Here is a 21,103-nt window from a genome sequence, read left to right as displayed (position 1 = left end):
TAAGAGAAATAAGCAATTGAAGATCTGGTTTTTCTGTTTTCATACAAGAAAAGCAACTAAAAAGGAGAAATAAAAATGACGAATCGAAACTATCAGTTAGTTATTGTTGGTTATGGTGGTATGGGAAGCTATCATGCGAAGCTGCTGAAAGAAAACCAAAATATAAACGTCGTTGGAACCTATGATATTCTCGAGGAAAAAAGAGCTGCTTCCTTGGCTGATGGATATAAGGCATATGAAACTTTATCAGCTGTTTTAGCCGATGATGACGTTGATTTTGTTCTCATCGCCACTCCTAACGATGTGCATAAAGAAATCGCAATCTCAGCCTTAAATGCAAAAAAACATGTAATCTGCGAAAAGCCGGTCACTATTTACAGTGAAGAGTTAATCGAAATTATGCAAGCAGCACAAATGAATGACAGGAAGTTTATTGTCCACCAAAACCGCAGATGGGATGAAGACTTTCTGACCATAAAAAAGATATACGATGAAAAGATTATTGGAGATTTCTTTCACATTGAATCACGCGTACAAGGAGCAAATGGGATTCCGGGAGACTGGCGCCATCTGAAAGCTTATGGCGGAGGGATGCTGCTGGACTGGGGTGTCCATTTACTGGATCAACTGCTATTTATGGTCGATAGTAAGATCGTGAGTGTCTATGCCAACTTAAGTTATATTTTAGGGGACGAAGTAGACGACGGATTTCAGGTATTTATCACGTTTGAAAACGGCTGCACTTCTTTAGTGGAAGTTGGAACAACAAACTTCATTCAACTGCCCCGGTGGTATACAAAAGGAACAGCAGGAACGGCAGTCATCCATGATTGGGATCTTAACGGTAAAATCGTTACGCAAAACCGGGGAGTGGATGTCGAAGCTCCGAAACCGATTAAAGCCGGGCAAGGGCTGACGAAAACGATGGCACCTCCGTCTGAAAAAGCTGTGACTACATCTGCATTACCAAAAGTAGAAACGGTAATGGAGAGCTTTTATGACAATGTGATTTCAGTTGTTGAAGGAATAGCAGAACCTATCGTTAAAAACGAGGAAGTTTTACGTGTCTTACAATTAATGGAAACGATTTTTAAATCTGCAGAAACAAATAAAGTCATCAAAGACTTTGATTATCGTACCTCAAAAATAAATTTATAAAAAAATTGAAAGGCTGGAATAACCGGTTTGATGTGGGAATCTCAGTGCTTTCCGGCTTTTCTATTTTTACTAGTATTCTAGACGCCTATACGCCCCTGGAGCTACGCCAAACTTCTTTTTAAATACCTTATGAAAATAAGGATAGGTTCCGAAGCCGCAGTCTTCAGCAATCTGCTCGAGTGTCAGTGTAGTGTATTTCATCCGCTCGACTGCCACGGACAGGCGGATTTCCTGCGCGTATTCCATCATCGTTTTCCCAACGCTGCTTTTGAATAGATGAACGGATCTGGATACACTAAGCCCGGCATGTTGAGCTACATCCTTCACTTTAAAGGCGATCGTGGCATGCTCTTCTATGTATCGCATCATCTGTGTCACCGTATACGGATGACTGAAGGATCTGTCCGTTTCGTTAACAGCGCGTTCCAGTGATAAACAGAGTGCTCGCAGCAAATAGCCGGCGAGCTCTTCGTTTTGGATGGACCCCGGACGGCGTTTTTCGATCAGGATTTGGCGCCATAAGGACAAAAGCTTTTCATCCAGATTGATTCGGGAAACATCCGGCTTTTCACAACGGCTCCACCATTCGTCAATCCAAGAGCCATCGCAGCCCAAGTGATAGTCTCCGCTGCTTTGGCCTTCTTTTACCAGCAACTCATAGTGATCTCCAGGCTTAATAAGCAAAAGGTCCCCTTTTCCGAGCTCCATTTTTCTTCCTTTTACAATTACTTCGCAAAGACCTTCTGTTTGCAGGCGGAAAAGATATATCGGGTACCCTGATTTATACTGCGAATGATATCCATTAATGTGATATGAAAAGCCGCAAAAAAATATGTTTGTCGTCATAAATTCCCTCTGTTCTGATAAAGCAAAGTAATAGCAAAATAGTAGATGTTTTAATTATATCATCTATGTTTATTTGAAGATATAAAATATAAGATGTAATCAAATAAGTAATGTTTAAGGAGTGATGGTTAAGGATGACAAATATTCCGGTAGCGGTACAAATGTTCACATTACGTGATGAATGTGAAAAAGATTTCGCGGGGACATTGAAAAAAGTGGCTGATATTGGCTTTGATGGCGTTGAATTTGCCGGGTATTACGGTTTAACGGCAATAGAAGTAAAAGCATTATTGGATGAGCTTGGTCTAAAGGCTGCAGCCAGCCATGTGCCTCTCGAAGAATTGGAATACAATTTGGCAGGGGTCATTGAAGCTCAAAAAGTCTTAGGAAGTAACTATGTGGTCTGCCCTTACTTAACGCCCGATCGCCGCAATGAAAATGATTACAAAGCACTTATTTCGTTTTTAGAAAAGGCGGGTGAAGAATGTCGTCGTGAAGGCATCACTCTTTGCTATCATAATCATGATTTTGAACTTGAACGTCTTTCGGATGGCCGAATGGCACTTGAAGCTATTTTTGATGATACAAATACAGACAATGTGAAGACAGAGCTCGATGTGTATTGGCTGACAAAAGCAGGTGAAAAGCCAGTGGAGTGGATGAAACGTTATCAAAATCGAATTCCACTTATTCACTTGAAAGATATGACTACAGATGAGGAAAAATTTTTTGCAGAGCTTGGAACAGGCGGAGTAGATCTTGAAGCCATACTTCCTATAGGAGAAGAAGCAGGTGTTCAGTGGTGGGTAGTTGAGCAGGATGTGAGCCGTCATTCTCCATTAGAAAGCATTGAAATCAGTATGAATTACCTTAAAGCCAAGCACTGCAATCTGTAAAGTTAAAATGGGGGTAGTTTTATTGAAATCAAATGAAGAAACCCTTCAAGATTTAAAAAAAGAATTACTTCGGATCGGATCAACCAAACAAGCGGAATATGATTTTTTGAAGAGGAAAGGGCAAGTTTTAAGTACGACGATTTGCCGTCGTTTGAAACTAAGTTGGCCTGAAGTGGTTGATCAAACTGGTTTAAAGTATTATAAGCGAGGTAGTTGTTAAATTTTGAAAGAGAAATAGAGATCTGGGGAAATCTATCAAAGGATAAATAGGTTCAATATTTTCCACCCTATTTGTCAATGTAAGCCGTTTCATAAATTTTTTCTTTCTCTAAAATAATAGGTAAAGTGAACAATGAAAAAGGAGTTATCAATGTGAAAGTAACAGTATGGAATGAAAACCGACATGAACAAAAAAATCCGGTGGTAAGGGATATTTATCCGGAAGGAATCCATGGAACAATTGCTGAATTCCTTCAGGGTGAAGGGTTCGAAGCAAGAACGGCTACTCTTGACGAGCCGGAGCATGGCTTAACAGATGAAGTACTTGCCAATACCGATGTATTAATTTGGTGGGGGCACCTGGCACATAGAGAAGTGAAAGATGAAATTGTTCAGAAGGTTCAGCAGCGTGTATTGGATGGAATGGGGCTGATTGTTCTTCACTCCGGCCATTTCTCGAAAATCTTTAAAACATTAATGGGAACAAGCTGTGATCTGAAGTGGCGCGAAGCCGATGAAAAAGAACGTCTTTGGGTCGTAAGCCCAAGCCACCCGATTACAGAAGGAATCTCTGAATATATTGAATTGGAACAAGAAGAAATGTACGGGGAGCATTTTGATATTCCTCAGCCCGATGAACTTATTTTTACAAGCTGGTTTGAAGGCGGGGAAGTATTCCGCAGCGGCTGTACATACAAACGCGGAAATGGAAAGGTGTTTTACTTCAGGCCCGGACATGAAACCTATCCGACTTATCATAACGAACAAATTCAGCGTGTTATCATCAATGCAGTAAAATGGGCACAGCCTGTCAAACGGGAACGTCCGGTTTATGGAAATGCAAAACCATTAGAAGAAATCAAAGGAGGAAATCGATAATGGAAAAGTTAAGAGTTGGAGTGATTGGATGTGGCAGTATCGCTCAATATCGCCATCTACCTGAATATAAAGCGAATAAAAATGTGGAGCTTGTTGCTGTTTGTGATATCAATGAAGTGCGTGTAAACGAAGTAGCTGAAAAATACGGGGTTACGGCATATACAAGCTACGAGGAATTATTAAATAGCGGTGAGGTGGATGTGGTCAGCGTTTGTACACCAAATTATCTACATGCCCCAATCTCAATTGCAGCATTACAAACAGGTATTCACGTTCTTTGTGAGAAGCCAATGGCAACCTCTAAACAAGAAGCGGAAGCAATGATTGCAGCAGCGAAAGAAAGTGGCAAAAAGTTAATGATTGCCCATAATCAGCGCTTCGTACCGTCTCACCAAAGAGCACGTCAGTTGATTGCTAGCGGAGAAATCGGCAAAATTTATAGTTTTCGTACAGCTTTCGGACATGGCGGACCTGAAGGTTGGAGTGTTGATGGAAAAGAAAGCTGGTTTTTTCAAAAAGAAAAAGCATTCGTTGGATCTATGGGTGATTTAGGTGTCCATAAGACAGATTTACTGCGTTACCTGTTAGGCGAAGAAATTACAGAAGTAGGTTCATTTGTTGAAACAAGCGCCAAAGATTTTGCAGATGTCGATGACAATGCCGTTTGTGTATTAAAAACAGAGAGCGGTATCATTGGAACACTTGCGGCTAGTTGGGCTTATGTAAGTAAGGAAGATAACTCTACTATTATTTATGGAGAGAAAGCAATCCTGCGTTTAGAAGATGACCCAACCAATTCATTAGCCGTTCAATACAAGAATGGAGAAGTGGTCAATTATCAGCTTGGGAAAATCCAATCGAACGGAGAGGGCGGGCAGCGTACCACAAATGTTATTAATCATTTTGTGGATTCCGTTCTTCAAAATACAGAGCCACCAGTATCTGGTGAGGAAGGTATGAAATCATTGGAGGTTATTTTAGCAGCGCTTCAATCAAACGAAACAAAACAAATTGTTAGAGTGAAAGAATTATAAAACTCCTTATAGAAATTATTGGTTGGCGGTATCATTGTTGTGCCGCCTTAACCTTGTTTTCCTGAATTTGCTTTTATTCGACTTGAGGAGCTATTGAAAATTAGAGGAAGCATTTCATGTTTCATAAAGGCTCTTTTCGTAAACTTTGTTGCTTTTGAAACTAATAAAGTTCATTTACTAAGTTTCTAGGCAATTTTCGCAAATGTTCTTACGAAAAGATGCCACGAAGCTTCTAATTAAACGGGTTGATAAACTTATACGAAAAATAACAATCTATGCGAAAATAGCCTTCATAAAAAATCGATCGTATATAATTGAGAGGGGAATTCATAATGAAACTAGGCGTTTTTACTGTATTATTTGCGGAAAAATCATTTGAAGAAATGTTAGACACTGTTAAAGAAGCAGGACTACATGCGGTTGAAATTGGAACTGGCTGCTATCCCGGTAACAACCATTGTGATTTAGATGTGTTATTAGAAAGTGAAGAAGCCCGAAACCAATATATCCAAAAGGTGCAGGATCGGGATCTAATCATCAGCGCTTTCAGTTGTCATGGGAACCCGATTTCTCCCGAAAAAGAATTTGCCAAAAACTCTCATGAAACACTTTTAAAAACGATTAAACTTGCTTCATTAATGAATGTATCGGTTGTGAATTGTTTTTCAGGTACAGCGGGCGACCATGAAGGTGCTAAACACCCAAATTGGCCGGTCACACCATGGCCTAATGAGTATGGTGATGTTTTAAAGTGGCAATGGGAAGAAAAGCTGATTCCATACTGGAAAGAAGTGGGGATTTATGCCAAAGAGCACAATGTTAAAATTGGGCTCGAGCTTCATGGCGGCTTTTTAGTTCACACGCCATATACGCTTTTAAAATTACGCTCAGAAACCTGTGATGCAATCGGTGCTAATTTAGATCCAAGTCATTTATGGTGGCAGGGAATTGACCCGGTTGCAGCGATTAAAATTTTAGCTAAAGAAAATGCGATCCACCATTTCCATGCTAAAGACACATACATTGATCAGGAAAATGTGAATATGTATGGATTAACCGATATGCAGCCATATGGTGAAGTTCGTACCCGGGCATGGACATTCCGTTCAGTTGGCTGTGGACATAGTTTAAAGGAATGGTCTGACATGATGAGTGCGCTACGGACCTATGGTTACGATTATGTTGTTAGCATTGAGCATGAGGATCCAATAATGTCTATTGAGGAAGGATTCAAACGTGCCGTAAACAATTTAAAAACCGTCCTAATTGAGGAACCTGTTTCCCGGATGTGGTGGGTATAGAATTCTTACGGAAAAAGAGGTGCAGAAGTGAACAAAAAATGGTGGAAAGAAAGTGTCGCCTATCAGGTCTATCCCCGCAGCTTTATGGATAGCAACGGCGACGGGATTGGCGATTTAAAAGGAGTTACTTCAAAATTAGATTATCTAAAAGAGTTGGGGATTGATGTGATTTGGCTATCGCCAATGTACAAATCACCGAACGACGATAATGGCTATGATATTTCCGATTACCGGGATATTATGGATGAATTCGGTACAATGGCCGATTTTGATGAGCTGCTGGAAGAAGTTCATAAGCGCGGAATGAAATTGATCCTTGATTTGGTTATTAACCATACAAGTGATGAACATCCATGGTTTATTGAATCTCGTTCTTCTAAAGACAATCCAAAGCGTGACTGGTATATTTGGAGAGATGGTAAGGATGGAAAAGAACCAAACAATTGGGAATCGATTTTCAGCGGTTCCGCATGGAAATATGATGAGGAAACTGAACAATACTTCATGCACATCTTTTCCACACGCCAGCCCGACTTGAATTGGGAAAATCCCGAGGTAAGAAATGCACTGGAAACAATGGTGAATTGGTGGTTGGAAAAAGGGATCGACGGTTTCCGTGTCGATGCCATTTCCCATATTAAAAAGGAACCGGGATTCCCTGATATGCCGAATCCACAGGGCTTGGATTATGTTCCTTGCTTTCCTTACATGATGAATGTGGAAGGAATTGACGAATTCCTCTCTGAACTGACTGAAAAAACCATTAAAAACTATGACGTTATGACCGTCGGCGAAGCAAATGGTGTCGGGCTTAATGAAGCGGACAAATGGGTCGGCGAAGAACAGGGCTATTTCGATATGATATTTCAGTTTGAATTTTTAGACCTTTGGGATAAGGATTCAGGTGATTCAATAGACGTACGTAAGTTAAAAAAGGTGTTAACGAAATGGCAAATTGGATTAGAGGGCAGAGGCTGGAACGCTTTATTCATAGAAAATCATGACCAGCCACGCAGGGTTTCAAGCTGGGGAAATGACAGGGAATATTGGAAAGAAAGTGCTAAAATGCTGGGCGCCTTATACTTTCTAATGAAAGGTACTCCTTTTATTTATCAAGGCCAGGAAATTGGCATGACCAATGTCCAATTCCCTTCAATAAACAATTACAATGATGTTGGAATGATTAATTATTACAAGATTGAAACAGCTAAAGGGCGGTCCCATGAAGAAATTATGAAGGTCATATGGGAAAAAGGCCGGGATAATTCCCGTACTCCAATGCAATGGAGTTCCGGCAACATGGGAGGATTTACAACTGGAGAACATACATGGCTTGGCGTAAACCCAAATTATACAGAGATTAACGTAGCGGTACAGTTAGAAGACCCGGACTCAATCTTATCTTTTTATAAAAAATTGATTCGCTTACGTAAAGACAATCCGTTGTTTGTTTACGGCACCTACGAATTGCTATTACCAAATCACCCGAAACTGTTTGTTTACACGCGCCAATTAGGCAGCCGTAAGGCGGTTGTCATGAACAATTTCAGTGGAAAATCAACTAGGATTAAGGTTCCATCCAGTGTATCCTATACTGCTTCTGAGTTGGTTTTAAACAATTATGAAGTGGCGGATCAGAAATTACGGAAGGAATTTACTCTTAAGCCTTATGAAACAAGGGTATATGTGTTGAAATAAAAAATAGGGGCTTTAGGGCCTCTTTTCTATTTATTAGAATACTTCAAATACGGGGATATTAACAGGATATTTAAACATTTTTAAGGTTTATCTACACACTTTTAAAGGATATCAACAAATTTGAGGTTCTACGTAAATATATCTTTTATTGAATTCAAGTAACAAGGAACGTACATGGTGAAAAGACAGTGTCGTCAATCAAATTTATCCTCGAAGCTTTCTTTAAAGGATCAACTTGGGAGTATAATTCGAATACAGATGAGTAGTACCTTCACTTATATTCTAAAAAATGAACCATTTTCGGTTCATTTTTTATTTTTAAGAGGATAGTAAGAATGTTGTTAACTAGTAAAATAACTAGTTATTTTACTAAAATTATAAATGGGGAAACAGGTAAAATCTAGTAAAATACCAGTTAGAAATTAAAAAATTTTATTTTTATATAAAATTTATTGCGTGAAAGCGGTTTTTTTGTTATATTATGAGTATCAAATTTAGTTAAATTAACTAAACGAAATGATAGGTGAGTGTATGGCAACGATAAAAGATATAGCGGAGCAGGCGAGTGTTTCGACGGCAACGGTATCCAGGATCTTAAACAATGATCCAACCCTTTCCGTATCTGAGGATACGAGAAAAAGGGTTATCGAAATCGTCAATGAGTTAAATTATAAACCATTGCGAAAAAAGACTGTAAAAACAGAAAAACCGACGGAAACCTACAATATTGGCCTCATCATGTTAAATGATGAAACCATTGACCCGTATTTTCAGTCGATTCGCCTTGGAGTAGAAAGTACCTGTACTCAATATTCCTTAAATATCGCCACAACGATGATGGTGGGAAACAGCAATATTACAGCAGAGAGCTTGAGTGGCCTTGATGGCCTGATTGTCCTGGGAGACGTTGATATCGAAGATTTAAAAGAAATTTACTATGAAAATAATCATATTGTCGCGGTGGACTATCAGCCTCAGGATTCGAATGTCGATGTCGTTATTTCGGATTTTGAAGGAGCGACACACAAAGTGCTGGAGCATTTAGTTGGCCTTGGCCATACTGACATCGCTTATGTAGGTGGAAAAGGAATGGTCTTTGGGGTAAGTCGTCAAAAAACCAAGGAAAAAGAAGACACAAGGCAAAGTACGTTTGAAAAAATGATGAAAGAAAAAGGGCTATACAATGCTGATAAAGTGTTAATCGGCGATTGGGGACCAACAAGCGGCTATACGTTAATGAAGCAATTAATCGAAAATGACCAGCTGCCAACTGCAATTGTAGTTGGTAGTGATCCGATGGCATTGGGTGTGCTTCGAGCCTTACATGAGGCCAACATCAAAGTACCGGATGAAGTATCGGTGTTCAGCTTTGATGATATCGAAGCATCTGCTTTTATGAATCCACGTCTTTCAACCGTAAAAGTACATGGCGATGAAATGGGGAGAACGGCAGTAAAGCTGCTTCATGATCGTTTGAAGGGGAGAACCATCCCGTTGAAAGTGATCCTTCCAACGGAGCTTGTTATCCGTGATAGTGTAAGCGCTAAAGAACAATAATAGGGTTTCGCGAAAGGAGGCGGATCGCTTTTTAGTGATAGTCTTGCAACCGCATTCAAATTTTTTATTAAATAATTTTAGAAAAATAAAAAAATGGAGGGGTTTTCAATGAAAAAATCAATCTCGTTAGTAGCAACCGGTATGCTTGCTCTTTCTGTTCTGGCAGGGTGCGGCAGTAAGGATGAGACTTCAGGGGGTGCAAATGGAAAGGTAAAAATTGAATTTTTCTCTTACAAACCAGAGGCGGTAGGTACATTCAATAAATTAATAAAGGATTTTGAAAAGGAAAATCCAAATATAGATGTTGTTCAAACAAATTCCCCGGATTCAACAACGTACATAAAGTCAAGGGTAGCAAAACGTGATATACCTGATGTAATAGGTTACGGCGGTGAATCAACGTTTGGAGAATTGGCAAAAGCAGGAGTTTTGAAAGACGTTTCTAAAGATAGCCTTATAAAAGATATTCAGCCTAGCTATATCCAAATGCTAAAGGATGTTGCAAAAAGTAATAAAGTATTCGGCTTTCCATATGCTACAAACGCTGACGCTGTTATATATAACAAGGCAATTTTTAAAGAATTAGGAATTGATGTTCCGCAAACCTGGGATCAGTTTATGGCAGCGTGCGAAAAAATAAAAGCTGCAGGAAAGAATCCATTCTACTTTACGTATAAAGATGCGTGGACCACATTGCCTGCGTATGACGCCCTTGCAGCCAATACAGAAGGTAAAGACTTCTTTAAACAGCTGAATGCAGGAAAAACAACATTTGCCAAGGGGCAAAAAGAAACAATGGACAAGTATACAGCTATATTAAAATATGCCAATCCAGATTCTCAAGGTATGGGGTACAGCGATGGAAATACAGCATTTGCAAAAGGTCAATCAGCCATGTACCTTCAAGGCGTTTGGGCAATTCCGGAGATTAAAAAAGCAACTCCAAATATTGATTTAGGTGTATTTCCTTACCCGGTAACTAATACACCCGGCGAATCAAAAGTCGTTTCAGGAGTGGATTTAGCACTGGCAGAATCATCAACAACCAAGCACCCTAAAGAAGTTGAGAAATTCATTCAGTTCCTATTTAGTGACGCTTCACTAAAACAATACATTAATGAGCAAAACGCATTTACAGCAAAAAAAGGAATTGTACAGGAAGCGCCTGAATTACAAGGTTTGACAGATAGCTTTGCAAAAGGTAATGTAGTAGATTTCCCTGACCACAGTATACCTACTGCTGTAAACCTGGCGAATATACTTCAGTCATTTACAGCAAACAAGGATGCAAACCAATTTTTAACAACATTAGATAGTGAATTTGGTAAAGTGGCCAGCCGACAATAAAGAACAAGGAGAAATTGGGGTACCCCAATTTCTCTGTCTTTAATAAGGGAGTGAAAAAACATGAAAAAAGAAAATGCGGCAATTATAAACTCTGGCAGTATACCCTCGAAAAAAGTGAAAGAAAAGAAAAAAACAATCAAATGGCAAAATATGGTTTTTTATATTATGACCGTACCTGCGTTTGTTCTGTTTGCTATTTTTCATACCTTCCCGGCATTGAAGGGTATTTATTATTCGTTGACGAACTGGGATGGTTTAAGTTTAACTTATGACTTTGTTGGCTTGAAGAATTACTTTAATCTTTTTAAGGATACAAATATTTTAAATTCATATCTATTCACTTTTAAATTTGCCATTATTTCTACGATTCTCGTCAATATTTTAAGTCTTTTAATTGCTGTTGGATTGAATGCAAAGATTAAAGGGAAAAATTTCTTCCGTGCGGTTTACTTTCTGCCAAATGTCCTTGGAGTGTTAATCATTGGCTATATCTTTAATTATGTTTTTGCATATGTAATACCCCAGTTGGGAAGTAAGATGCATATCGGCTTTCTTTCTGCCAATATTTTAGGAAATGAACATCTGGCTTGGATTGGGATCGTGATCGTGGCTGTTTGGCAGGCTTGTGCATTCAATGTCATTTTATACTTATCAGGCTTGCAGACCGTCCCTACTGAATTATACGAAGCATCCAGTCTTGATGGAGCCAATAAATGGCAAGAATTCTGGAAGATTACTTTCCCGATGATTGCGCCATTTTTTACAATTAATATGGTGCTTTCAATGAAAAACTTCTTAATGGTATTTGACCAGGTTATCGCCTTGACAGGGGGCGGCCCTGGAAGAGCAACTCAATCTATTTCCGTTCTTATCTATAAAGATGGATTTTCGGGTGGGGAATTCGCCTACCAATCTGCAAATTCTGTAATCTATTTTATCGTTATCATCATTATCTCAGTATTTCAAATTAAGGTTCTGCAGAAAAGGGAGTTGGACATGTAATGAAACAAAGGACAAATTGGCCGGCTACGACTTTAATTACGTTAGGATCCCTGTTTATTTTTGTGCCTTTATATCTTGCTATATCCATTGCATTAAAAACGCCAAAGGAGCTTGCAGATTCCGCTTTTTCGCTTCCACTGGGATTGCATTTTGAAAACTTTTTAGAGGCTATTAAAGCCACGAACTTCTTTATGGCATTTAAAAACAGTGCCATTATTACGGTAACTACTGTTATATTTACAATTCTAACCAATTCAATGGTTGCCTACGCAATCGCCCGAAACATGCACCGTAAATTTTTTAAAGGGCTGTATTACTATTTTGTCAGTGCATTGTTTATTCCATTTCCGATCATTATGATGCCGCTTGTTAAACAAATTTCCGGTTTGGGAATGGATAATTCAGCCGGGTTAATCTTTTTATACATTGTCTATGGCGCTGCATTGAATATCTTTATTTATGTTGGCTATATCCGTTCCATTCCAAAAGAGTTAGAGGAAGCGGCGATTGTCGATGGCTGCAGCACTTGGGGAGTATTCTGGAAAGTTATCTTTCCGCTATTATCACCTATTAATGCAACAATTGGAATTTTGACTTGTTTATGGGCATGGAACGACTTTTTGCTTCCGTTAATTATATTGGATAAATCATCTGATGCGACACTTCCGCTAGTGCAGTACGTCCTCCAGAGTCAATTTAGTTCTAATTATAACTTAGCTTTTGCTTCTTATTTATTAGCCTTAGCGCCAATGGTAATTGTCTACGTGATTGCACAAAAATGGATCATCGGCGGTGTAGTAAAAGGAGCCATTAAATAAGGGCATAACGTCTTAGGAGTGAATTTTTAATTATGGCGATTCAATTTGATGCAAAGAAGAAGGTTTTTCACCTTCAAGCAAAGGATACAAGTTATGTCATGGAGATAGTTCGTGACGGATATCTTCTCCATCTTTATTGGGGGAGAAGAATAAATGAATATCATCATTCTAATGATATTCAACTATTAGACCGTGGTTTTTCCGGAAATCCGTATAAAGAAGATCGGACATTTTCGTTAGATACTCTTCCCCAAGAGTATCCTCAATATGGAAACACTGATTTCCGGAAGCCGGCCTATCAGGTTCAGCTGGAAAATGGGTCAACGATCACCGATTTACGATACGAATCACATACCCTTTTTAAAGGGAAGCTTCCTTTGGAAGGTCTTCCTGCCACCTATGTAGAGAATGAAAATGAAGCTGAAACTCTTGAAATTATCATGCTAGATTCCTTAACTGGTTTAAAAGTAGCTTTAAACTATACAGTTTTTGAGGAATTTAATGTCATTACAAGATCAGTAAAATTTATTAATGAAGGAACACAAACATTAAAGTTGTTGAGTGCATTAAGTCTCTGTGTTGATTTTAGGGATGCCGATTTTGATTTCTTGCATTTACATGGTGCCCATGTAAAAGAAAGGTATATCGAACGACAGCCATTGCGTCATGGAATCCAGTCAATTGAAAGTACAAGAGGAGCTAGCAGCCACCAGCATAATCCATTTATTGCCCTATTAAGGAAAGATGCCACCGAAGATTCAGGTGAAGTTTATGCCTTTAATTTTGTTTATAGTGGAAATTTCCTGGCACAGGCGGAAGTAGACCAATTTAGTAGTACAAGAGTAACAATGGGTATCAATCCTTTTGATTTTTGCTGGATCCTGGAACCTGATGAGGCATTTCAAACACCGGAAGCAGTTATGGTGTACTCATCAGAAGGACTTGGGAGTATGTCAAGGACGTTTCATGATTTATACCGTACCCGCCTTGTGAGAGGAACATACCGGGATAAAGAGCGGTCAATTTTGGTAAACAATTGGGAAGCGACTTATTTTGATTTTAATGCGGAGAAGATTTTAGATATTGCAAAGGTAGGTCGTGAGGTAGGAATTGAATTATTCGTTCTTGACGATGGATGGTTTGGCAAGCGAAATAATGACACTTCATCGTTGGGGGATTGGTTCGTTGATCGCGAAAAGCTTCCGGATGGTTTGGATAATCTCGCACTTCGTGTTCTAGAAATGGGGATGGAGTTTGGGCTTTGGTTTGAGCCGGAAATGATCTCTGTGGACAGTGATCTATACCGTAAACACCCTGATTGGTGTCTCCATGTACCGGGTGGGAATCGTTCGGAAAGCCGGAACCAATTAGTGTTGGATTTTTCAAGGGATGACGTTTGTTATGAAATTACCAAGCAAGTTAGTAATATATTGGCAAGTGTTCCAATCTCTTATGTGAAATGGGATATGAACCGGCATATGACGGAAATTGGTTCTGCTGCTCTCCCACCGGAAAGACAAAGAGAAACAGCGCATCGTTATATGCTCGGCTTATATAAAGTAATGGAGAACATCACCACTTCTTTTCCGCATGTTTTATTTGAAAGCTGTTCTGGCGGAGGGGGAAGATTTGATCCGGGAATTCTCTATTATATGCCGCAGACATGGACGAGTGATAATACAGATGCTGTCTCACGCTTGAAGATTCAGTATGGCACTAGTCTTGTTTATCCGATTGTTTCCATGGGCGCACATGTTTCAGCTGTTCCAAACCACCAGGTCCATCGCAGTACATCTATGGATATGCGTGGTGATGTAGCGATGTCCGGGAATTTGGGCTATGAGCTTGATCTGACCAAGCTGACTGAAGATGAAAAAGAAATTGTCAAAAAGCAGGTATCTCAATATAAAGAAATACGCAAATTGATCCAATTTGGGGATTTTTACCGATTGCAAAGCCCTTTTGAAGGTAATGAAACTGCTTGGCTCTTCACTGATAAAGATAAGACTCAGGCAATGGTATTCTATTTTAGAGTTTTAGCTGAGCCAGCTGCACCATTAACAGTTTTAAAGCTAAAAGGAATTGATATCTCTAAAAAATATCGGGTAATAGGTACTGATAAAGTTTATGGCGGTGATGAACTTTCTTATGTGGGATTAAGTATTCCGGTAGAAATTAAGGGAGATTTCCAAAGTTATGTCTGGCAGTTAAATGAAATCTAGTCCATTACTAGAAATGGGGACCTATCAAACCAGTGTATTAAACCTTAATTACAAAGAAAGTACTTCGTAAAAAAATAAACCATTATTTGGTTTATTTTTTTTGTCTCATACACTATTGAGTTAGTTAATAGCATGTAGTTGTAGGGGGGATTTTTGTGGCTATTCAATTTGATGCGGAATCAAAGGTTTTTCATTTACAAGGGAAAGAAACTAGCTATTGTTTCCAAATTGTAAAGGACGGCTATTTAGCTCATCTTTACTGGGGGAGAAAAATTAAAAAATATCATCAAAGTAACCCGGTGACGTATGTTAACAGAGGTTTTTCTCCAAATCCTGATCCTTCAGATCGAACCTTTTCGTTAGATACGCTGCCGCAGGAATACCCTGGATATGGAAATACGGATTTTCGAACACCTGCCTATCAAATTAAATTGAAAAATGGAACTACGATCTCTGATCTTCGATATAAAGAGCATTTCATATTGAAAGGGAAACTTCCATTAAAAGGACTTCCGGCAACTTATATTGAGAGCAACCATGAAGCTGAAACAGTAGAAGTAGTTTTAGAGGACAAAATAATTGGGTTAGTTGTTATTTTAGCATATACCGTTTTTAAAGAATTCAATGTTATCACTCGTTCTGTACGTCTCGAAAATCATGGAGATCTGCCGATACAATTACTTCGGGCATTAAGTGCAAATGTCGATTTTCGGGATGATCACTTTGATTTTTTAACGCTTTATGGCTCTCACATTAATGAACGTAATATTGTAAGACGGGCTATTGTGCCGGGAGGCCAAGTAATTGAAAGCAGGCGCGGAGCGAGCAGTCACCAGCAGAACCCTTTTTTTGCTTTACTTCGAAGAGATGCAAATGAAGAGCATGGGGAAGTTTTTGGATTTAATTTGGTGTATAGCGGAAATTTTTTAGCGGAGGTAGAGGTAGATCAATTTCATACGGCGCGAGCTTCAATTGGAATCAATCCCTTTGACTTTAATTGGTTGCTAAAACCGGATGAGTCTTTTCAAACACCCGAAGTGGTGATGGTTTATTCCGATGAAGGTCTTGGCGGAATGTCGAGGATCTACCACGAGCTGTATCGGATGCGCTTATGCAGAGGCACTTTCCGCGACCTTATCCGTCCTATTTTAATTAATAATTGGGAAGCTACTTATATGAAATTTAATGCTGATAAAATAGTGGAAATTGCAAAAGCGGGAAAGGAAGCGGGTATTGAATTATTTGTCTTAGATGACGGCTGGTTCGGCAAACGGGACAATGATAAAAGTTCTCTTGGTGATTGGGTGGTCGATAAGCGGAAGCTGCCCAATGGGTTAGATGATCTTGCAAAAAGGATTCGAGAACTAGGGATGGATTTCGGCTTATGGTTTGAACCCGAAATGGTTTCAGTTGACAGTAACCTTTATCGCCGTCATCCTGATTGGTGTATCCATGTTCCAAACCGCAGGCGTTCCGAGGGCAGAAATCAGTTAGTTTTGGATTTAACTCGAGTTGAAGTTTGTGATTATATTATTGAAGCTGTGTCGAATATTTTAGCGAGCGCCCCCATCTCTTATGTTAAGTGGGATATGAACCGTCATCTGACGGAAATAGGCTCTGCTGCTTTACCGCCTGAACGGCAGCGTGAAACAGCTCATCGCTATATGTTGGGGCTTTATCGCGTGCTGGATGAGATAACTTCTAGGTTTTCTGATGTTCTATTTGAGAGCTGTTCAGGGGGAGGCGGACGATTTGACCCTGGAATGCTTTATTTCATGCCGCAAACATGGACCAGCGATAACACAGATCCTATATCCCGTTTAAAAATCCAATATGGAACGAGTATTGTTTACCCTCCTGTTACGATGGGTTCACATGTTTCAGCAGTTCCGAATCATCAGGTTCATCGTGTCACTTCACTTGAAATGAGGGGAAATGTGGCGATGTCGGGCAACTTAGGTTATGAGCTTGATTTATCTAAGTTATCAAAAAGGGAGAAGGATGAAATTAAGCAGCAAGTCAGTTTGTATAAAGAAATTCGCCACATTATTCAATTTGGTGATATTCATCGCCTTCTGAATCCATTTGAAGGGAATGAAACAGCTTGGGTATTTGTTACAGGCGATCAAACAGAGGCTGTTGTTGGATATTTTAAAGTTTTAGCTGAACCCAATCCACCTTTAATAGCGCTTCAGCTCAGAGGGTTAAATCCGGCTTATCTCTATCAACATATTGAAACAGGTAAGCTATACGGCGGAGATGAATTAATGCACGTTGGCGTGGCAATTCCGAAATTAAAAGGCGATTTTACGAGTCTTTTGTGGCGGTTTAAACGAGTTTTTTGATAAAAAGTTTGTTCTTAAAAGTTCAGGCTTTAGTTAAATCCACTATAATTACCGGAGGTTGAAGAAGAAGTCTTTTTTTAAATTGTGAAACTTAAAAGTCAATATAATCGTCTTAATAAAATAATAGAAATACTCTAAACTCCTATTTCCAGGACTTGTTATTTAATGTAAAATACGGGGGTATTCTTTTGGTTGGAATTTTCTAACTTTTCGAGGGAGAGAGCATGATGATTAGAAGATTAACGGAAAAAGACCATGGCCGTTGTTTCCAACTACTAAAGGAACAACCTGCTGAAAATTTATTTATTCTCGGGGATATTGAGGCTTATGGGTATGAACAAGATTTTCAAAAGCTTTGGGGCGATTTTAGTGATAATGGAGAATTAATTGCTGTTCTACTAAAATACCAAGAAAACTACATCCCCTATGCCAAAGGAGATTATAACGCTAAGGGGTTCGCAGAGATTATGTTGGGTGATCCGGCTTTTTCTATGATGTCTGGTTTAAAAGACGTGACAGAAAAAATAGACCCCTACTTGAGTCATCGTTTAAAACGAAAAAGAGAGACATATTATGCTAAATGTACAAAATTGATTCCTACTACGAATGATGTAGATACTTCTTTTGTACACCAAGCAGTTTCCGGGGATGCGGAGGAGCTTGTGCAATTACTAAATTCTATTCCTGAGTTTAGTGACTCTATCATTACAGTAGAACGCAAACGTCGTGCATTAGAAGAAGGTGTTTCCCGATCATTCTATATCAAGGAAGACGGAAAAATGGTATCCACGGCATCCGCAGCTGCAGAAAACTCTCTGTCAGCCATGGTAGTGGGTGTTGCAACCTTAGATACCTATAAGAAAAAAGGATATGCAACCCAGTGTATGGTAGAGCTTTGCAATCAATTGCTAGAGGAAGAGAAAGAATTATGCTTGTTCTATGATAATCCGAGTGCGGGAGTTATTTACAAGCGAATTGGATTTGAAGATATCGGGTTCTGGATGATGTATACGTTTGAGAAGTATTAATTTTGTAAAACCTTTATTAACGAATTTCCTGTTTTTTCATATAAATATAATGACATTTTAATAAAGTGAAATTTATAATAATGTTGTTTTTTTAACATCACTCATGTTATTCCCTTAAAGGGTGCTTTTCCAGAATAGGAAAAGCGTCTTTATTATGTCTACCGGTTATAGAAAAAGCCGATCGTCTAGTTAGGGAAAATCGTTTTTTTTCTTTAATTGGTTTTTAAACAATAACAATTGCAAAAGACGGTTTCATCGAACCACACTAAACACTAAATCATTTACTCATACCGCATTGTTACCAATCGATTCGTTTTCCATCTCTGAAAAATCCCCCGTTAGGTCCTTCGGGTCCAATCGTCGCTAACCAAAGGATAGACTCAGCAGCTTGCTTAGGAGTTCTTGGAGCAGATGGTCCACCCATATCTGTACTTACCCATCCCGGATCTACCGCATTTATTTTGATATCATCATTGATTTCTGCAGCTACCAATCGTGTCAATCCATTTAGGGCAAGTTTAGACAACTTATAAGCGCCTACTCCTTGATATGACATTTCCCTCATCGCTCCATATTCTGAGGAAACATTAATAATTCTCCCATAGCCTTGTTTTTCCATGAGGGGAATAAAGGAATGGATCACATGGTAAGTGCCGAAAAAATTGGTTGCCATCGTTCCCTCTAGAATAGAAGGTTCCATATTCAATAACTTTTCATTTTCATCCAAATACACGCCGGCATTATTAATCAATACGTCTAATCTTCCATACTGCTCATTTACTGTAATCGCAGCTTGCCGGATGCTTTCTTGATTGTCTACATCCATCACTACAAACGAAACATCAAGATTTGACTCCTTAAGTTTTTGCGCAGCTTCATGACCCATTTCCGGATCCCGACTTGCCAAAATTGCCTTAAAACCATTCAAAGCCAATTGTTTGACCAGCTCATATCCAATTCCTCGATTCCCGCCGGTGACAAGTGCAACTTTTATATCCTTTGACATTTTAAAACCTCCATTTTTCGGCTACCGCTTGAAGAATTGGGTAACCCATCTTTCATCAGTGTCGATTCATGGCGGTAGATATCATTTTTACGACTTACAAGGTAGATATGTCAATAACGAATCGATAACGTACATTACTGCTTAGTACACGCTCATACGCTTCGTCTACTTGGTCAGCACTAATTACCTCAATTTTTGGTGAAATTCCATGTTCTGCGGCGAAATCGAGCATCTCTTGTGTTTCCCGAATTCCACCAACAAGTGAACCTGCAAGGCTACGACGACCCATTATTAAAGAAAATACATGGTATTGATCTGGCTCGGATGGTGCACCAACATTTACAAGTGTTCCATCTACGCGAAGCAAGGATAAATATGCATTAACGTCAAGATTTGCAGACACGGTGTTTAAGATGAGGTCAAAACGGCCGGCTAACTCAGTGAATGTAGCTGGATCACTTGTAGCAAAGTAATGATCTGCTCCAAAACTTAAGGCTTCACTTTCCTTATTGTTTGACCGACTCAAGACAGTAACTTCAGCACCCATAGCATGGGCAAATTGGATCGCTACATGTCCGAGCCCCCCCATCCCAACAATGGCAACCTTCTTACCTGGTCCTGCGTTCCAATGTTTCAATGGAGAATACGTGGTGATACCTGCACATAATAGCGGCGCTGCCACAGCCAAATTCAAAGCATCAGGAATACGGACAACGAACCCTTCCTTTACAACTATTTTTTGGCTATATCCACCGTATGTTGGATTACCATCGTAATCTAATGAATTATATGTGTTGATAACGCCTTTCGTACAATATTGCTCCTCGCCACTGAGGCAATATTCGCATTCTCCGCAGGAGTCCACAAAGCATCCAACACCAACGCGGTCACCAACAACAAATTTTGTAACTTCTGATCCTACCGCTGCCACAACTCCGGCGATTTCGTGACCAGGGACCATTGGGAAGATTCCTCCCCCCCATTCACCGTACGCGCTATGAATATCAGAGTGGCAAATACCGCTAAACTTAATATCTATTAAGATGTCATGAGGACGTATTTCTCTACGCTCAATAATGGTCTTTTCAAATGGTGCTTTTGCACTTGGGGCACTTAGAACTTGGGTCATTGTCATGTTTTTATGATTATTACACATATGCTACAACACTATCCTTTCTTAAAAAGACTGAAAAATTCGGATGCCAAGTAATCATTTAGATAAAATGGATTCCTGCTATAAATCAATTTTGATTGATTAATCAACATGTGTATATAATTATAAACAGAAACAGGATGCATACAATGGTTAAATGAGCGCAATTCGTTGTTTACTCAACAAATCAATAAAAAATGTTGATTATCTTTAAGGTTTTATCTAAGACCTCTAGTTCCTAATACCGATAAATTTTTTCTTTTTTAAAGTCCATATTGGCCCGCCGATGATTTTGTGTTTATTCCAGAAAAGGGCGCTTTAATTTAATAAAACGAGAGCACATATTATTCATATTTATATGTGCTCTTCTTTATTTATAAGGATTTAATAATTTAGGTTTTGATAACTTAAGGCTGGCTTTTTATTTTGACTGAATCAAGTAACCGGGAGTCTAGGGAGAAAGTGTTTAATGATTTTAGTAAAAGTGATGAATATTTAGTGAATAGTAGTAAAAATTTCGTTGATTTAGCAATTTAATAGAAAATTTCATTGAAAACGTTACCGCTTTTTGTTATATTTTTATTATAATATTTA

Annotated in this window: 17 protein-coding genes; 14 read left to right on the top strand and 3 right to left on the bottom strand. The window is 39.1% G+C overall.

The annotated features are described in order from the left end of the window. The first annotated feature begins 75 nt into the window (after window positions 1–75). Window positions 76–1,158 (top strand): Gfo/Idh/MocA family protein, encoded by a 1,083-nt coding sequence (locus AC3ANV_RS22985; protein WP_488310966.1) that lies wholly within the window; start codon window positions 76–78, stop codon window positions 1,156–1,158. A 69-nt stretch (window positions 1,159–1,227) separates the two neighbouring features. On the opposite strand, the gene AC3ANV_RS22980 is transcribed toward AC3ANV_RS22985, so the two are convergent. Then, entirely contained in the window at window positions 1,228–2,004 is a 777-nt protein-coding gene (locus AC3ANV_RS22980; RefSeq protein ID WP_488310965.1) for an AraC family transcriptional regulator, read from the bottom strand. Between the two features lie 134 nt (window positions 2,005–2,138). Here AC3ANV_RS22980 and AC3ANV_RS22975 point away from each other — a divergent pair, with 134 nt between their 5' ends. From AC3ANV_RS22975 to AC3ANV_RS22915, 13 genes are all read left to right on the top strand, one after another. Next, complete coding sequence (locus tag AC3ANV_RS22975) at window positions 2,139–2,900, top strand: sugar phosphate isomerase/epimerase family protein (RefSeq protein WP_488310964.1); 762 nt, start codon at window positions 2,139–2,141, stop codon at window positions 2,898–2,900. 22 nt (window positions 2,901–2,922) lie between these two features. Beyond that, the gene (locus AC3ANV_RS22970; protein ID WP_488310963.1) at window positions 2,923–3,120 is read left to right on the top strand and encodes a hypothetical protein; all 198 of its coding nucleotides are present in this window, start codon (window positions 2,923–2,925) and stop codon (window positions 3,118–3,120) included. Between the two features lie 152 nt (window positions 3,121–3,272). Then, window positions 3,273–3,998, top strand: a complete 726-nt coding sequence (locus tag AC3ANV_RS22965) for a ThuA domain-containing protein (RefSeq protein ID WP_488310962.1) — start codon at window positions 3,273–3,275, stop codon at window positions 3,996–3,998. Continuing rightward, window positions 3,998–5,032 carry a Gfo/Idh/MocA family protein gene (locus AC3ANV_RS22960; RefSeq protein WP_488310961.1) on the top strand — a complete coding sequence of 345 codons (1,035 nt, stop codon included), beginning with the start codon at window positions 3,998–4,000 and terminating at the stop codon, window positions 5,030–5,032. The genes AC3ANV_RS22965 and AC3ANV_RS22960 overlap by 1 nt, the downstream gene beginning before the upstream one ends. Before the next feature lie 332 nt (window positions 5,033–5,364). After that, entirely contained in the window at window positions 5,365–6,333 is a 969-nt protein-coding gene (locus tag AC3ANV_RS22955; protein WP_488310960.1) for a sugar phosphate isomerase/epimerase family protein, read from the top strand. 27 nt (window positions 6,334–6,360) lie between these two features. Continuing rightward, window positions 6,361–8,031, top strand: a complete 1,671-nt coding sequence (locus AC3ANV_RS22950) for a glycoside hydrolase family 13 protein (protein ID WP_488310959.1) — start codon at window positions 6,361–6,363, stop codon at window positions 8,029–8,031. A gap of 531 nt (window positions 8,032–8,562) precedes the next feature. Beyond that, complete coding sequence (locus AC3ANV_RS22945; RefSeq protein WP_488310958.1) at window positions 8,563–9,588, top strand: LacI family DNA-binding transcriptional regulator; 1,026 nt, start codon at window positions 8,563–8,565, stop codon at window positions 9,586–9,588. A gap of 108 nt (window positions 9,589–9,696) precedes the next feature. Next, on the top strand, window positions 9,697–10,935 hold the full coding sequence (locus AC3ANV_RS22940; protein WP_488310957.1) for an ABC transporter substrate-binding protein: 1,239 nt from the start codon (window positions 9,697–9,699) through the stop codon (window positions 10,933–10,935). Window positions 10,936–11,085: 150 nt separating this feature from the next. Continuing rightward, the gene (locus AC3ANV_RS22935) at window positions 11,086–11,937 is read left to right on the top strand and encodes a carbohydrate ABC transporter permease (RefSeq protein WP_488314311.1); all 852 of its coding nucleotides are present in this window, start codon (window positions 11,086–11,088) and stop codon (window positions 11,935–11,937) included. Further along, on the top strand, window positions 11,937–12,755 hold the full coding sequence (locus tag AC3ANV_RS22930; protein WP_488310956.1) for a carbohydrate ABC transporter permease: 819 nt from the start codon (window positions 11,937–11,939) through the stop codon (window positions 12,753–12,755). Before AC3ANV_RS22935 ends, AC3ANV_RS22930 begins: the two co-directional genes overlap by 1 nt. A gap of 32 nt (window positions 12,756–12,787) precedes the next feature. Next, the gene (locus AC3ANV_RS22925) at window positions 12,788–14,977 is read left to right on the top strand and encodes an alpha-galactosidase (RefSeq protein WP_488310955.1); all 2,190 of its coding nucleotides are present in this window, start codon (window positions 12,788–12,790) and stop codon (window positions 14,975–14,977) included. 155 nt (window positions 14,978–15,132) lie between these two features. Further along, window positions 15,133–17,322 carry an alpha-galactosidase gene (locus tag AC3ANV_RS22920; RefSeq protein ID WP_488310954.1) on the top strand — a complete coding sequence of 730 codons (2,190 nt, stop codon included), beginning with the start codon at window positions 15,133–15,135 and terminating at the stop codon, window positions 17,320–17,322. A gap of 227 nt (window positions 17,323–17,549) precedes the next feature. Further along, complete coding sequence (locus AC3ANV_RS22915) at window positions 17,550–18,350, top strand: GNAT family N-acetyltransferase (RefSeq protein ID WP_488314310.1); 801 nt, start codon at window positions 17,550–17,552, stop codon at window positions 18,348–18,350. Window positions 18,351–18,648: 298 nt separating this feature from the next. On the opposite strand, the gene AC3ANV_RS22910 is transcribed toward AC3ANV_RS22915, so the two are convergent. Together AC3ANV_RS22910 and AC3ANV_RS22905 are read right to left on the bottom strand one after the other, a co-directional pair. Then, window positions 18,649–19,356 carry an SDR family oxidoreductase gene (locus tag AC3ANV_RS22910; RefSeq protein ID WP_488310953.1) on the bottom strand — a complete coding sequence of 236 codons (708 nt, stop codon included), beginning with the start codon at window positions 19,354–19,356 and terminating at the stop codon, window positions 18,649–18,651. 94 nt (window positions 19,357–19,450) lie between these two features. After that, the gene (locus AC3ANV_RS22905) at window positions 19,451–20,512 is read right to left on the bottom strand and encodes an NAD(P)-dependent alcohol dehydrogenase (RefSeq protein ID WP_488310952.1); all 1,062 of its coding nucleotides are present in this window, start codon (window positions 20,510–20,512) and stop codon (window positions 19,451–19,453) included. Window positions 20,513–21,103 lie beyond the last annotated feature (591 nt).

Source organism: Neobacillus sp. DFD-2R, from assembly GCF_057747865.1.
This window is presented reverse-complemented; position numbering and strand designations above follow the sequence as displayed.

What these genes read in the sequence shown, in the direction of transcription:
- AC3ANV_RS22985 (WP_488310966.1), top strand. Translation starts at nt 76, where the DNA reads ATGACGAATCGAAACTATCAGTTAGTTATTGTTGGTTATGGTGGTATG.
- AC3ANV_RS22980 (WP_488310965.1), bottom strand. Translation starts at nt 2,004, where the DNA reads ATGACGACAAACATATTTTTTTGCGGCTTTTCATATCACATTAATGGA.
- AC3ANV_RS22975 (WP_488310964.1), top strand. Translation starts at nt 2,139, where the DNA reads ATGACAAATATTCCGGTAGCGGTACAAATGTTCACATTACGTGATGAA.
- AC3ANV_RS22960 (WP_488310961.1), top strand. Translation starts at nt 3,998, where the DNA reads ATGGAAAAGTTAAGAGTTGGAGTGATTGGATGTGGCAGTATCGCTCAA.
- AC3ANV_RS22955 (WP_488310960.1), top strand. Translation starts at nt 5,365, where the DNA reads ATGAAACTAGGCGTTTTTACTGTATTATTTGCGGAAAAATCATTTGAA.
- AC3ANV_RS22945 (WP_488310958.1), top strand. Translation starts at nt 8,563, where the DNA reads ATGGCAACGATAAAAGATATAGCGGAGCAGGCGAGTGTTTCGACGGCA.
- AC3ANV_RS22940 (WP_488310957.1), top strand. Translation starts at nt 9,697, where the DNA reads ATGAAAAAATCAATCTCGTTAGTAGCAACCGGTATGCTTGCTCTTTCT.
- AC3ANV_RS22935 (WP_488314311.1), top strand. Translation starts at nt 11,086, where the DNA reads ATGGTTTTTTATATTATGACCGTACCTGCGTTTGTTCTGTTTGCTATT.
- AC3ANV_RS22930 (WP_488310956.1), top strand. Translation starts at nt 11,937, where the DNA reads ATGAAACAAAGGACAAATTGGCCGGCTACGACTTTAATTACGTTAGGA.
- AC3ANV_RS22925 (WP_488310955.1), top strand. Translation starts at nt 12,788, where the DNA reads ATGGCGATTCAATTTGATGCAAAGAAGAAGGTTTTTCACCTTCAAGCA.
- AC3ANV_RS22915 (WP_488314310.1), top strand. Translation starts at nt 17,550, where the DNA reads ATGATTAGAAGATTAACGGAAAAAGACCATGGCCGTTGTTTCCAACTA.
- AC3ANV_RS22910 (WP_488310953.1), bottom strand. Translation starts at nt 19,356, where the DNA reads ATGTCAAAGGATATAAAAGTTGCACTTGTCACCGGCGGGAATCGAGGA.
- AC3ANV_RS22905 (WP_488310952.1), bottom strand. Translation starts at nt 20,512, where the DNA reads ATGTGTAATAATCATAAAAACATGACAATGACCCAAGTTCTAAGTGCC.